We start from the raw sequence: 15,035 nt of genomic DNA on the forward strand, positions 1-15,035 counted from the left end.
TAGAGATACCAGAATAAGAAATAATCACTATATTTAATTTTAATTGGTAAGCACCCTGTAACTTGATAACTTGGCATAACTTGACGAAGTTAGCTATTGCTTACCACCTGGATATGTAAATTTCCGAAGTTTATTTGTAGACAATTTCTGCTTGTTGCCAATGGGTGGGAGGTTGGAGATAGTCGGGAAGGATGGTAGTGCGATCGCCCCAAGCAAAGTGAATTTGGGTAGGTTGTAAATTTTTGACTCCTGTGAGATTTGCTCCCGGAAGTTTGGTATCACACAGATGTGTTCCTGTGAGATTTGCTCCCATCAAGTTGGCAGAAATTAAGTTAGCTTCATTCAGAGTTGCTTTTTGCAGATTTACTCCCATTAAATTGGCTCCTGCCATATCTGCTTCTCGCAAACTGGCTTCTGAAAGATTAGCAAACAATAGTTCAGTTTGATGCAGTTTCGCTGCGTTTAAATTTGCTTTTGTCAAATTGGCAGCATTCAGATTTGCTCCACTGAGATTTGCACCAATTAAACCTGTTCCTTGTAAATTTGCTTTGCCCAATTTTGCCTGTTGTAAATTTACTAGGAATAGCTTGGCTGCTTGTAGGTTGGCAACTTTTAGGTTTGCTTGCTGGAGGTTAGCTTTATACAAGTTTGCCTTACTTAAATTTGCCGCTCGTAAACTTGCACCAGATAGGTTCGCAGAGCGCAAATTTGCTTCACAAATCCAAGCACGATTAAGATTTGCTCCTGTAAGATTTGCTCCTGATAGGTTGGCAGAACGTAAATTGGCTTCGTATAAAAGAGAACCGGATAATTGTGTCCCTTCTAAATTTGTCTCACATAAATCTGCACATCGCAAATCGACTTTACTTAAATCTGCACCCCGGAAGTCTAGATGTTGTAGATTAGCTCCTGACAAATCCGCACCTGGGATACAGGTATGACGTAAATCTAGTTTCTGATGTTGAGAATCCTGTGCGACATTGCGTCTACCAATGACTGTGAGTGCTGTTTGCACATCCATTGGAATTGTGATGTTGGGGGAAATTTCGGGTGTGAGTTCTCCCAATTTTGGTTTATAGACAGTTTTTTCCCGGAGAAAAGCTGTGAGAATTTCCATGATTGTCCAGTATTCTGAAGGTGAATCCTGGGCAACTCGTTCTAAACTATATATTGCCCCGATACGAGTGGCTATATTCTCATGCCCTAGTTGGGTAATGGCTGTCATCAAGCGTTCATTTATCAGTCTCTCCTGGGCTAGCTGAGTATTTTTAATACCTATTTCTAGGTTTTTCTCAGTGGCGATCGCGCTTTTTTCAATTGCTGCGGTACGTCTAGCCCCATAGTAAGCATTTACCATTCCTGCAAACCCCAAAAAAAATAACGCCGCAGTGCTTAATGCTTGATTTCTGCTGGCAATTTTCTCTTGTTTTGCATCTGTGCTGGAAAATGCTAAGAATATCACTACTGGTGATAAAGCAAACATAATTGTTGCTCCTATTAACCAGCCTGTCAATGCGTCTGTCTTTTTGGCAGACATATCAGTAGTATTCCTCACTACACAGAATTTTTACGGACAACTATAGGGAAACAGAGTATAGCATTTATCCCTAAATATCAATATCTACCAAAGGAATCAATTAGGAAAGGGTCTTAAATTAATATTTCTTATTGATTAAGTCTGTCATTTATTGTATGTATCTGTCATTTATTATCTGGGTAATTGTTCAGAGATAATAAGTAATAGCTGTGGGAATTTTAATAATTATGTAGCTTAGTTTTATGTGTGCGATTAAAAATTAAGTCTGACACAAATATTGTAACTATATCTGTGTCATTTCATGATTAATTAAGATTAGGAATTAAGCAAAAGTACAACATTGAATAAACAATCTTGATTTATCTTCTGCAATGACTAATTGCCCATGGAACTCTTAACTTTATTTATCCAACCTTGATGGGTTTTTGATATTTGAGAATAGGGAATATCTGTATCTAAGATTAAATCAAACAGAAAGGGTACAAACAAGCGAGGAAATAATTTGTGGAAGAATCTGCCAAGACTTAATCTGAGGAAAAATTCTGCTACTAATAATTTATTGCGAGGGAATGAATAATCCGATAATTCTCTTAATGCATGGACATCAGGGATTCTTTTTTGAGAAAAACTAGGCAAAACTTGACTCCAATCATCATCATATTTTTCTAATAATTCTCCCAAGACAAAGACATCTTCTAGGGAAGAATTACAACCCTGACCAATAGAAGGAGATACTGCATGGACAGCATCGCCAATGAGAAGAATATTATCTCCTTGGTGGAAGCGATCGCAACGTACAGTTAATACTCTAGCAAAGGGACGTTGCAGTAATGCGGTGGCTTCCTCTGGAGACATTAAGGGAGCAAAATCGGGGAAATTATCTTGAAAGAATGCGATTACTTCTTCCTGGGTGGACAAATTTACTAGGGGATTATCCTGACTACCGAAAATAATCACCCCGTTGAGTTGATTATCTAGTTGGGGTACAAGAATAATACGGGTTTTATCTAGATTGGAGGTATGAATTTTGTTACCTGCAAATTCTATACCTTGGCTCGGATTAGTCCTTTGGAAGAATAGAGACTTGTAAAAATCAGGGATATATTCTTGCTCACAATGGAAATTTGCATTTTTTTCTAAGTAGGCTCTGATGTATGAATTTGCACCATCAGCACCGACAAGCAAATCGTAACTGACTGTAAATTGATTACCTGACTCAGATTGCAGGGTGACAGTATTACCTAGGTGGTTAACTTGAATACATTCACATGCAAAATGAATTTGAATTTGCTCAGAGCTATATCTTTGGGTGAGTTCTTCTAGGAGAACACCAACTATGCGGTTTCTGTCGATGGAAAGAACGGTATTTTTCCGGGGAATGGAGCGGGGTTTTTTCTGCTTTTGGTAAATGATAGTTCCCTGACAAAAAACACTTTGGTTGGCGATCGCTGTTTCTAATCCGGGTATATATCTGAGCGCTTTCCTCCCGCGTTCTTGCAGAGAAAGGGGAAAAGAACGATTCCCTCGAATATTTTGGAATTGAGATTGGGGACGACGTTCATAGATTTCTACTTGATACTTGCCGCGAAGTAGTAAATAATGGGCAAGTAAGAGTCCGGCGGGACCTGCCCCGATGATGATGACTTTTTGTGCCATGGTTTGGCTCAGATAATATTTTTCTCCAAAAGTTATTTTAATTGAGATTGGGAATTTCTCGTATTTTGGTAAAAGCATCAATTAAAGTATTTAATTGTTGTTCTGCCTTTAACACAGCTAATCCCCGAACTGTCACCTTCCCTGGAGAATAAACAAACCTGTTACGCAGACTTTCAGGTAAATTTCCTGCCAGAAGACTCCATGCTGGTTCTTCCATGGGTGTTTCCAGGATGATGTGTTGCTTACTTTCCGGTTTGATGCGACTGAAACCCAGCTTTTTGCCCAGTTGTTTTAATTCCATAACCCGTAATAATTGAGTTGCGGGGGTAGGAATATTGCCATATCTATCTGTCCATTCCGCAGCAATTTGCTGTAGCTCCTCCTGGGAATTAGCTGCTGCGACTGCACGGTATGCACTCACCTTTTGGTCGATATCGGGAATATAATCGGCAGGGATAAAGGCTGTCAGATTCAAGTCAATCTGTGTATCATCAACCTGGGGTATTTCTTGCCCTCGGATTTCTCGAATCGCTTCTTCCAACATTTCCATGTATAAATCGAAACCGATTACATCCATTTGTCCCGACTGCTCTGCTCCCAAGAGGTTGCCGACTCCGCGTATTTCCATATCTCGCATCGCTAATTGATACCCAGAACCCAACTGAGTAAATTCTTGAATTGCCCGGAGACGTTGCCTTGCAGCATCAGATAGGGTAGATTGTTTGGGGTAAAATAGCCAAGCGTGAGCCTGAATGCCGGCACGTCCTACCCGTCCCCGTAATTGGTAGAGTTGGGATAAACCAAAGCGTTGAGCATCTTCAATCAGAATTGTATTTACCCTGGGAATATCTAATCCAGATTCAATGATGGTAGTACAAACAAGGATATCTGCTTCCCCATTACTAAAGGTGAGCATGGTAGATTCCAGCTCCGCTTCCTCCATTTGCCCGTGGGCGATCGCTATTCTTGCTCCTGGAATCATTTCTCGGATTTTTTCGGCTACCTCTTCAATTCCTCCCACCCGTGGAACTACGTAAAATACCTGCCCACCTCGGTCTAATTCTTGGCGGATGGCACTGCGAATATTTTCCGGATTCATGGGTGAAAGGTGGGTTTGAATCGGACGACGGGAAGGGGGTGGAGTCGTAATTAAACTCATTTCCCGAATTCCAGAGAGAGACATATATAAGGTACGGGGAATCGGTGTCGCGGAAAGTGTCAACACATCCAATTGAGTTTTCAGGGTTTTAATCCTTTCCTTCTGATTCACCCCAAAGCGTTGCTCCTCATCAATTACCAATAATCCTAAATCGCGGAAGTTCACACCCTTACCTAAAAGTTGGTGAGTTCCCACCACCACATCTAACTCCCCCGTTGCCAAACGTTTCTGAATCCCACGACGCTCCTCTGCGGTGCGAAAACGATTGAGTAAACCCACATTAATCGGGTAGGGGGCAAAACGTTCCTTGAGAGTATGGTAATGTTGCTGGGTTAAAATCGTTGTGGGAGCCAGGAGTGCAACCTGTTTACCTGCGGTGACTGCTTTAAAAATTGCCCGAATTGCCACCTCTGTCTTTCCGAAACCCACATCCCCACAGACTAGACGATCCATAGGGCGATCGCTCTCCATATCCCGTTTGACATCCTGGGTTGCTTTCAATTGATCTGTCGTTGCTTGATAGGGGAAGGAACCTTCCATTTCCTCTTGCCACGGAGTATCTCCAGGATAGGCAAAACCCGATTGCTGTGAGCGAGCAGCGTATAATTTCAACAAGTCCACTGCCAACTTTTTAATGGCTTTGCGAACCTTATTTTTGGTATTTTCCCAAGCTTTCCCCGTCATTTTGTTTAATTCTGGGGGCTTTTCAGTGGTGGTGCGGAAGCGAGATAAGGCATTCACCTGATCAGCTGCCACCCGCAATAATCCATCAGCATATTGCACCACCAAATACTCACGGATTTCGTTGTTAATCGTTAGACTTTCCAACTTGAGGAATTTACCGACACCATGGTTGCGATGCACTACAAAGTCGCCGGGACGTAATTTATTGGCATCAACCTGTTTAGAAGCAGCTTTGCGACGTTTGCGAATATAACTAAAGGTTGCCAGAGAATGCTGCCCGTAAAATTCCCTGTCTGTCACCACCACGACACGGAAAGTCGGGAGAATAAACCCTTCTAATTCAGCTAAACCGGAATATTTGAGAGCAATGGGGGTATGATTGATGTGTAATTTTTCAATCGCTTGGTAATCGCGGGGGTTGGGAATAAATTGTGCCGGACAGTCGTGTTCTTGGAGTAGGGATACAGAGCGGGACGGTTGTGCTGAAATTAACCAGATACCAAAGTGGCGATCGCGCTCCTGTCTTAAAGCTTCTGCCATTTTCGCATAGGCATGGGGTGTCACAGGTACGGGACGACTGGCAAGATTTAATCCGTTGTGACTAGCGGATAAAGATGTTTCTGCGAGTTCCGAGAGATAAAGTTTTTTAAATCCTGTGGTTGCCTTCAGAGAATCGGCAAAGTAGCGGTGAGTCTTCGGTAATTGCTGAGGTAAATTTGCCGTCACTAGTTGCCATTGGGACTCAGCATTTTCCGTCCAGCGATCGCTATGGGCAGTACATTGCTCAACCTCATCAATGGCTATGAGGGTATTTTCTGGTAAATAATCCATTAAGGAAGCGGGTTGCTCAAAAGCTAAACCCAAAAATCTCCGACTTCCTTCTAAAAATTGATTGGCTGCCAGTTGTTCCTGTTCTGTATCAGAAATAAAACCTGTAATTGTCTCTAGTTGTTCTCCCTGGAAAGCCTGACTAATTATGGGAGCAAAGCTAGTGGGAGTCAAAATTAACTGCTCAATTTTATCTAGGGCAGAACGTTGGGTGGCAGGGTCAAACTCCCGTATCTGTTCCACCTCATCTCCAAACCACTCTAACCTGACAGGCAGTTCCGAAGATACTGGGAACACATCCACAATATCACCTCGGCGACTCCATTGCCCCTCCGTCTCCACCAAAGGAACCCGCTCATAGCCCAATTGTGCCATTTTCACCCCAAATCCATCCAAATCCAATTCCATTCCCTTTCTCAGGGTGATGCAAAAAGGTTTAAATACTCCTGGGGGCGGTAAATGGGTTTGTAATGCTGCATGGGTAGTGACGATCGCCAGCTTCACAGACTGCTTTTCCTGGTGATTTTCCTTCACCAAATCTGCCAAAACCTGCATCTGTCCCCATACCATCTCAGTTTCGGGGTCAAAAGGTTCGTAGGGAGAAGCTTCAGAGGTGGGGTAAAAATAAATACTATTCCACCCCATAGTTTCTAGCTGTGCTGTCCACCGACCAGCTTCCTCTAAAGTTGCACATACTAGTAAAATATTCCTCTGGGAGGTTTGAGCGATCGCCGAAGCCACCAAACCTTTGGGAAGACGTGGCGCACCATTTATACATACCTCTCCCTGTTTATCCAATTTGGAGATTAATTCATGGGTGAGGGAGGATTTACCTAAAGCGCGGACAAGGGAAGAGAAAGCCATAGTTTGCTAAACAGGTGTGGAAGCGTTCTGAACGGCAATCGACAATCATAACGTTTACTCTAACCATTGTGAACTACTCTGGCTTAGTTAAAGATATTCCAGTGGAACGCCTCTACAGGGATTTTTGTTTTCCGACAAAATGCTAGCAACTATAATTCATTACTACATTCAACAACGCCTAGCATAGATTCAAGGTGATTATCTGATGCAGACATATCTAGTGTGAAGCTGTCGCACTTCGGAATGTCAATTCCAGAAAGTCCCAAATTCGGGTAGAAAAAATCTCACCCATAACCGATTCATAACCCATCCATATTCCCCAGTCGATAGTCTAAACGGACACAAGCATATATGAGGATATGGTTATGATAAGGCTTGACCAATCAGTGTTTCGCCACTTTCCCACTGCAAACTTCCTGCGTAAAATATCTATACTCCTGGTAACTTTACCCCTATTAACGTCCGCAACCAGCAAACTAGTAGTTGCCAGAGAGAGCGCGATCGCACCCTATGAAATTGGATTGTGGGGTGATTTACCTTACTCCCAGGAACAGGAGGTGGGTGTCACCAGGTTGATTGATGATATGAATGCCCAAAATCTGGCTTTCACCGTTCATAATGGCGATCTCAAAGCAGGTTCTAATAGTCTTTGTGATAATGCACTCTACGCCAAAGCCCTAGACTATTTCAACGCCCTAAAAGCACCCGCAGCTTTTACCCCAGGTGATAATGATTGGACGGATTGCGATCGCCCCTCCAATGGTGCATACAACTCCCTCGAACGTCTTGACTACGAGCGTCAGGTATTCTTCAACACCAAGTTTACCCTGGGGCAGCGTCGCTTAGCCCAGACAGTACAGAATTCACCCCTGTGTCTTGGTGTTAATGGTCCAGTACCCTGTGTCGAAAATCGGCGATGGACAGTAGGTCGAGTCACCTATGCAACTCTCAATATCCAAGGTTCCTGTAACAATCTATGTGATACTGCACCCAATCCCGAAGAATATACCGCACGCAATATCGCTAACATTGCATGGATGAAAGAGACTTTTCAAGTGGCAAAGGAACGTAAATCTGCGGCGGTAATGTTGATTTCCCAAGCTAATCCAGGATGGGATTTGAGCGATCCAACCAGAGCGCCTTTGCGTGACCCCAAGACACTGGTGCAAACCGATGGACAACCGGATGGTTTCAAAGACTTTTTATTAGCATTGCGCACCGAGGCGATCGCTTTCCGTAAACCTATTGCCTACGTCCATGGTGACTCCCACTACTACCGTATTGACAAACCATTCCTGGATGCTCAAGGTAGACGACTAGAAAACTTTACTCGTGTTGAGACATTTGGTAATAATCAAGCAAATGGTACCAACGATGTCCAGTGGCTAAAAGTCACCGTTAATTCCCGCAGTCGAGAAGTATTTTCCTATCAACCCCAGATTGTTCCCAGCAATAGAGTAGCGGTTCCGGCTCCCACACCATACGGCTTCTAATCAGCACCCTGTATTTTTTTACAATCGTTATTTTCAACGTCGCTCGACCTAAAACTCTTGCTTTGTAGTGAGAGTTTTAGGTCAATAAAATTCACCCTTATCAAGCCAGTAATTTTACGCAATAGCCCATTAATCCCAAGGAAAAATCAAGTAATTTCACGGTATTAAAAATTCCCAAAATTAGGAATTAATTGGATAATTGTCTAATTCATCAATTCTATAAACATACTTCTAAGTATACGTAAAAATCATAGATTCTCTTGCATCATGGTCTAAACAATGTTAACTTGATGGGAGCTTTATATAAATATTCTGTCAGACAATAATATCAATCGATAGAAAGTCTTTGTTATTGTTTGACCTGTGATAAGTCTCCTTAATTATCAATTCTGTTAGGTATAGAGTGCGCATGATATTAAGGAGAGGGAAGTGTCTTCAAGTTATTAGGGTTATTTCAGAATTTAATTGCTAACGAAAACTGGCATTACAAATTTTTAAAAGCATCTCCATTTAATGATTTTGCCTTCACAGTAATTAAAATTGATGTGTCAGATGTTTTATTTCGCTTTGGAAAATAATAATAATTATTATCTTTTCTTTTATATAGGAATGAAGAATTTTAAAGATAAAGTGCATATATGTTGAAAATTTTGATAATTGATGATGACCCAATTGTAAGAACTGTCTTAAAGAGAACTTTAGAAAATCAAGGTTATCAAGTAACAATTGCCCAAAACGGAGAAGACGGGATTAAATATGCCAAAGAAATTAAACCGGCACTAATTATTTGTGACTGGATGATGTCTTGTATCGATGGTTTAGAAGTTTGTCGTCGCATCAAAACAGAACCAGATTTAAAAACTACATTCTTTATCTTATTAACTGCAAAAGGGGCACAAAGGGGAGAGGAAGAAGATAGGGTTCGTGGATTAGATGCAGGTGCAGACGAGTTTATTTCTAAACCCATTGAAATGAATGAGTTGAAAGCACGAGTTCGTGCAGGGTTGAGACTATACCAATTACACGAGGATTTAAAACTTCAAAAACAAACTTTAGAAGTATTAAACCAAAATTTACGAGATGAATTAGCAGAAGCAGCTGACTACGTGCAGTCACTTTTACCCTCCCCTCTCCTCGGTAAAGTTAGCACCGAAACATTATTTATTCCTTCTGCTCAATTGGGAGGTGATTGTTTTGATTATTACTGGATTGATGATGATAATTTAGTTATTTATTTACTCGATGTTTCAGGACATGGTGTAGGTTCCGCTTTGCTTTCTGTCTCAGTACTAAATTTACTGCGATCGCAATCATTACCTAATACGGATTTCCGTAAACCTGGTGAAGTTTTAAAAGCGCTAAATCAGAATTTTCAAATGAGCGCCCATGGTGATAAATACTTTACTATTTGGTATGGAGTTTACAATTTTTCTGCGCAACAGCTAATTTATGCTAGTGCGGGACATCCGTCTGGAATTTTGTTATCTCAAAACTCTCAAAATCTGGCAGAAGTAAAACAATTAGACTCTCTTGATTTACCAATTGGCTTTATCCCAGATGTCAATTTTGATGAGATGAAACTTGAGGTTTTGAAAAATAGTAGTTTATATATTTTCAGCGATGGAGCTTATGAAATACCTCAGGCAAATGGCACAATATGGGGCATTGACGCTTTTATTAATTTATTGTTACAATCTCATCGACAGCCTTTAGACGATATTTTAAATAATATCAAAACAAGTCATGGGTTGACAAATTTTGATGATGATTTATCTGTAATCAGGGTAATTTTCTAGGCAATCAATAATTATCAAACTTGTAGTGAGTGTTATTTCTTCATTCTCGATGGGTACAATAAATACGAGTGCGATAGAAATTTAGTTTGATACTTTAAAATCTACACTTTGACGATTTAAATTAGGGTAAAAATCACACGTAAAATCAGGCTAGTGTGAGAGATTTGGAAGTTGAAGTGTATTTTCAACCTAGGGGTAATCTGCCAGAAATATATCTTCAAGCATAGTTGTATGTATTGTGCTGAATTAGGTGCTAGGAAGATTTATTGCCTGTGATTACTCAATTACTTGTTCATTAGTTATTCATTGTAGTTCTTGGTGTTGTTCATTTGTGCAATAACTAAATAATTGTTATCAGTAGACATCTATTTAGAAATATATCTTTAGCACTGCAAGAACATAGCTAGCAAAGATATATAAATCTCTTTGTCTGAGATTTTTAATTCTTCATTTTTTTAGGAGCATAAATATTTATGAATTCAGATTTTGAACCTCCGCCAAAAAATTTGGTGATCATTGCATCCGCAGGAGGAGTTATTATGGCGATCGCAGCAATTATAGGGTTGAATTTTTGGTCTAAAAATATTCAAAATAATGCTGTTGCCACACAACCTAATCAAGTTAGTAAACCTGTAGATAAATCAGCTATTTCGTCAAATGACCCTGTAGGGATATTAGACACTAAATCCATCTTTAAGCCAGGAAATCCCGTAGCTAGTAGTCAAATTTCAGAGAAAAGTCTTCCAAAGGCTACTAAACTCAACCCAGATGAAATAGAAGTTGCTCGTCAAGCTTGGTCTTATTTCCAGCGTAATTGGAATGCCAAAACCGGATTAGTCAATTCCACAGATAATTTTCAGTCAGTAACAATGTGGGACCAAGCAGCAGCGATCGCAGCTTTGGTAAGTGCTAGAGAATTAAATCTTGTCAGCAAGGTAGAGTTTGAAAGCAAAATGGGGCAGATGCTGAAAACTTTAGCATCATTACCTTTATATAAAGGGGAATTACCCAATAAGGTTTACAACAGTAAAACACTACTGCCAGTTAATTATGGAAAAGTAGATCAAAAGGAAGAAATTGGTTGGTCAGCCATTGATTTGGGACGGATGGCTATTTGGTTAAAAATAGTTGGTGCAAAATATCCTAAATTCCAAGCTCAAACTGAAAAGGTTTGGAAATCTTGGAAAGTTGACCGTCTCACAAAAAATGGCAACATGTATGGTACGAGTGTCATTGACAAGAAAGAACAATACAATCAAGAAGGGCGTTTAGGTTACGAAAACTATGCTGCCTATGGTTTAAAATTATGGGGTTTGAATGTTGAAAAAGCCCTAGATTATAAATCTAAAGCTGAATTTGTTAACCTTTACGGACAAGGTGTTCCCTACGATCGCCGAGAGTTTCATAATTCTGGTGCTAACAATTATGTTCTGAGTGAGCCATATATTCTTGATGGCATCGAAACCGGATTTAAATCATTGCCGAAAGTTTATTCAGACAGAATTTTAGCCGCTCAAGAAGCTCGCTATCAACAAACAAATCAACTCACTGCGGTGACAGAAGATAATTTAGACCGCGCTCCCTATTTTGTCTATAACAGTTTGTATGTAAATGGGGAACCTTGGGCAACTATTACCGATACCCGTGAGAAGCATAATAATTTACGTTTTGTCAGTACAAAAGCAGCTATCGGTTGGTATGTTTTGAATGACACAGAATATACTCGCAAACTGTTTAACTTTGTGACTAGTAATCTCAAAACAGAAAAAGGTCTATATAACGGCTATTACGAAGTTTTGAAAGAACCGAATCGTGCTTTAACCGCAAATAATAATGGTGTAATTCTCCAAAGTTTGCTCTACAAAAAAGTTGGACAGCCCCTTGTCAATTGGGCAGGAGTTAAACAACCTAAATAAATTATCTCATTTAACACAATTAGAACATGCTACAGCAAAATCGAAAATATAGGTGGATGCGATCGCTTGCCCTATTTCTTGTGGGGATATGGCTACAATTTCTGCTATGTATTCCCACGGGAGAACTTGCACAAGCACAAAATCCATCGGATAAAAATAATAGCTGTAGTGTGATTACTGCTCCTTTGACAGCAGAGGAGCAAACCTATGCAAAAGCTGCATGGCAGTATTTTGTGAATAACTACCAACAAAATACAGGATTTACCAATTCCACTGGTGGTTATCCTTCGGGGACACTATGGGATATGGGTAATTATCTCATGGCTTTAAATGCTGCACGTTGGTTGAATTTAATCCCCCAATCGGAATTTGACCAACGATTTAATAAGTTTTTGACAGGTTTAGGAGCTTTAAAGCTATTTGAAGATGGCTTGCCAAATAAGGTATACCATGCTGGTAACGGAGCAATGGTTGACTATGGTAATAATCCGATTGAAAAGGGTATTGGTTGGTCAGCTTTAGATATTGGTAGAATACTTGCTGCATTTGATATTGTCCGTACCTGTCATCCCCAATATGGAGATTGGATTAAAGGTATTTTAGCTAAGTGGCAAATTGCGCGATCGCTGAAAGATGGACAGCTATATGGTGCAACCATCGCCCCTGATAAGTCAACAATGTTGGTTCAGGAAGGACGTTTAGGTTATGAAGAATATGCTGTTCGGGGATATGAACTATGGGGGTTTAAAGCACCAAAAGCAGCAGCGTTAGAGCCATTTGAACTTGTTGATGTCAATGGTGTTAAATTACCAGTGGATAAGCGCGACTATAAAAGTACAAATGCCAATAATTATGTAGTTAGCGAATCCTATATTTTGGATGGTTTGGAATTTGGTTTAGGTGGTTATTTAAAAGAATACACAGCCAGGGTATTAGAAGCGCAAAAGCGGAGATTTGAAGCAACTGGACAACTCACCGCAGTTACAGAAGACAACATCGATCGCGAACCATATTTTCTTTACAATACCCTGTACTCGAACGGAAAAACCTGGGCAACAATTACAGAAAAAAATGAGGATTATCCTCAGTTCCGTAGTATTAGTACAAAAGCTGCATTTGGGTGGAAATATTTATACCCTGATAATGCCTACGCACAGAAACTATTTGACGTTGCCAAAGACTTACGTAGTCCTGATGGTGGTGGGTTTTATGCAGGCTTATATGAAGAGACAAAACAACCAAATAAGGTGCTTACGGGTAACACCAATGGCTTAATTATGGAAATTTTGTACTATAAAGCCCGTGGAAATAAACCCTTGATTGGTGGCGATCGCGTTGGTTTTGCTCCCTTTCCTAGCAACGATAAGCAAACACAAATAGCCAATAATCCCCCAGCAAATAATCCTCCTCCACCTCCTCCTAGTTCTCCTGGTAAAAATCCCCCTCCTCCCCCTCCTCCAGCAAATAATCCTCCCCCAGTTAAAAATCCCCCTCCAGCAAATAATCCTCCTCCAGTTAAAAATCCCCCTCCAGTAAATAATCCTCCTCCAGTTAAAAATCCCCCTCCAGCAAATAATCCTCCTCCAGTTAAAAATCCCCCTCCAGCAAATAATCCTCCTCCAGCAAATAATCAATCAAGCAAAATCGAACCAATTCCTCCAGTGGGGGAACCCAAACCATCACTGTGTCCCGTGCCAGAAAAAGGAGCTACTGTAGTTCAGCTGAGGTATGCTAGAGCCGCTTGGGCATATTTTCAAGCAAATTCCGACCGAGATACGGGACTAATTAGCGATCGCAGTGACCTCAAAGGAGCTACCCTATGGGGATTGGGTGATTATCTTGCCGCACTCCATGCTGCACGGACTCTAGATATAATTTCTGCCAAAGATTTTGATCGCCGCACTCGTTATCTACTCGGCGCGTTGTCAAAAATACAGCTATTTACCGGAGAATTACCCAACCGCAGTTACGATACTCGCACCCTGCAACCAGTAGACTATGGTGGAAATCCAGTTCCTGAAGGCACAGGATGGTCTAGCCTTGATACTGGACGTGTGATGGCAGCCCTACATATGTTAAAGACTTGTCATCCTGAATACACGGATGCTGTGGATAATATAGCTTTGGATTGGTCATATCTGCGAGTTGTTCGCGATGGCGTTCTTTCCAGTGCAAATTTAATTAAAGACCAAATTGGACGTTCCGTACCTCGTGTACTTCCGGAAACCAGATTGGGATACGAAGAATATGCAGCACGAGGGTTTCAACTGTGGGGATTCAATGCAGATCGTTCTGCTGTGGGTGGAGATTACGAAAAAGCAACAATTGAAGGGGTGGAAATTCCCATCCAGCGTCGTCGTCAAGATACCAAATTGAAGGTGAACCAATACACCATTAGTAATCCATTTTTACTCTATGGACTGGAATTTGGATTTGACCCGCAAATGAAGGAAATTGTCTTGCCAATTATGCAAGCTCAAGCACAACGCTATCGTCGTACAGGTAAACTCACAGCATCCGGTACAACATTAATCAATCGTGAACCCTATACAATTCACAATTCGATTGTCGGACGGGGTGAACCTTGGGCAACTTTAACCGATGATGGTACCCCCATAACCGAAAAGCGTTTGGTGAGTACTGCTGTTGCCTATGCCTATCATGCCCTATTTCCCGACGATACCTATGGCAAAGAATTAATGCAGGGAATCACCGATTTATATAATCCCAACATTGGTTATTACGAGGGATTTTATGAATCCGATGGCAAAAGCGCGATTGGTTTTACCAGTAGTACCAACAGCATGATTTTAGAATCTCTTCTTTATCAGCTTACCCAACATCAACCATTGATTCGTCCCAACGGCAATAGCAATTCCCCTTGGTGGAAAGCTATCGATAAAAGTGATTCTGGGCGGGGATTACCTATGGAGTCAGCACCACGGATTAAATATGTCAGTGATCGCAATTCTGCTTACTGGTTAACCACTAGTACAAAATAAGGATTTTGGCTTTGTTTTTTTGATATATTAGAACGTCAATCATTATCGTAAGTAAATGGTAAAAAAACTGAGTAAATATAGGTTGGTGATAAATGTAGAG

At 40.9% G+C, this 15,035-nt stretch carries 7 protein-coding genes; 4 read left to right on the forward strand and 3 right to left on the reverse strand.

Annotation, left to right across the window (positions count from 1 at the left end):
• Nucleotides 1–130: 130 nt before the first annotated feature.
• The 3 genes from IJ00_RS15230 to mfd form a co-directional block, all read right to left on the reverse strand.
• Complete coding sequence (locus IJ00_RS15230; protein ID WP_035154333.1) at nt 131–1,537, reverse strand: pentapeptide repeat-containing protein; 1,407 nt, start codon at nt 1,535–1,537, stop codon at nt 131–133.
• A 375-nt stretch (nt 1,538–1,912) separates the two neighbouring features.
• Entirely contained in the window at nt 1,913–3,193 is a 1,281-nt protein-coding gene (locus IJ00_RS15235) for an NAD(P)/FAD-dependent oxidoreductase (RefSeq protein ID WP_035159108.1), read from the reverse strand.
• Between the two features lie 37 nt (nt 3,194–3,230).
• Nucleotides 3,231–6,728 (reverse strand): transcription-repair coupling factor, encoded by a 3,498-nt coding sequence (mfd, locus tag IJ00_RS15240; protein WP_035154334.1) that lies wholly within the window; start codon nt 6,726–6,728, stop codon nt 3,231–3,233.
• A gap of 365 nt (nt 6,729–7,093) precedes the next feature.
• Here mfd and IJ00_RS15245 point away from each other — a divergent pair, with 365 nt between their 5' ends.
• From IJ00_RS15245 to IJ00_RS15260, 4 genes are all read left to right on the forward strand, one after another.
• On the forward strand, nt 7,094–8,221 hold the full coding sequence (locus tag IJ00_RS15245; RefSeq protein WP_238178343.1) for a hypothetical protein: 1,128 nt from the start codon (nt 7,094–7,096) through the stop codon (nt 8,219–8,221).
• Nucleotides 8,222–8,859: 638 nt separating this feature from the next.
• Entirely contained in the window at nt 8,860–10,017 is a 1,158-nt protein-coding gene (locus IJ00_RS15250) for a SpoIIE family protein phosphatase (RefSeq protein WP_035154336.1), read from the forward strand.
• A 473-nt stretch (nt 10,018–10,490) separates the two neighbouring features.
• Nucleotides 10,491–11,933: a DUF3131 domain-containing protein gene (locus IJ00_RS15255; RefSeq protein ID WP_035154338.1), complete on the forward strand. Its 1,443-nt coding sequence runs from the start codon at nt 10,491–10,493 to the stop codon at nt 11,931–11,933.
• A 26-nt stretch (nt 11,934–11,959) separates the two neighbouring features.
• The gene (locus IJ00_RS15260) at nt 11,960–14,935 is read left to right on the forward strand and encodes a DUF3131 domain-containing protein (RefSeq protein ID WP_035154339.1); all 2,976 of its coding nucleotides are present in this window, start codon (nt 11,960–11,962) and stop codon (nt 14,933–14,935) included.
• Nucleotides 14,936–15,035 lie beyond the last annotated feature (100 nt).

It is taken from the genome of Calothrix sp. 336/3 (assembly GCF_000734895.2).
In the GTDB taxonomy this organism is placed as follows: domain Bacteria; phylum Cyanobacteriota; class Cyanobacteriia; order Cyanobacteriales; family Nostocaceae; genus 336-3.

Excerpts from the sequence above, each read along its gene's own strand:
- IJ00_RS15230 (WP_035154333.1), bottom strand. The coding sequence starts at position 1,537 with ATGTCTGCCAAAAAGACAGACGCATTGACAGGCTGGTTAATAGGAGCA.
- IJ00_RS15235 (WP_035159108.1), bottom strand. The coding sequence starts at position 3,193 with ATGGCACAAAAAGTCATCATCATCGGGGCAGGTCCCGCCGGACTCTTA.
- mfd (WP_035154334.1), bottom strand. The coding sequence starts at position 6,728 with ATGGCTTTCTCTTCCCTTGTCCGCGCTTTAGGTAAATCCTCCCTCACC.
- IJ00_RS15245 (WP_238178343.1), top strand. The coding sequence starts at position 7,094 with ATGATAAGGCTTGACCAATCAGTGTTTCGCCACTTTCCCACTGCAAAC.
- IJ00_RS15250 (WP_035154336.1), top strand. The coding sequence starts at position 8,860 with ATGTTGAAAATTTTGATAATTGATGATGACCCAATTGTAAGAACTGTC.
- IJ00_RS15255 (WP_035154338.1), top strand. The coding sequence starts at position 10,491 with ATGAATTCAGATTTTGAACCTCCGCCAAAAAATTTGGTGATCATTGCA.
- IJ00_RS15260 (WP_035154339.1), top strand. The coding sequence starts at position 11,960 with ATGCTACAGCAAAATCGAAAATATAGGTGGATGCGATCGCTTGCCCTA.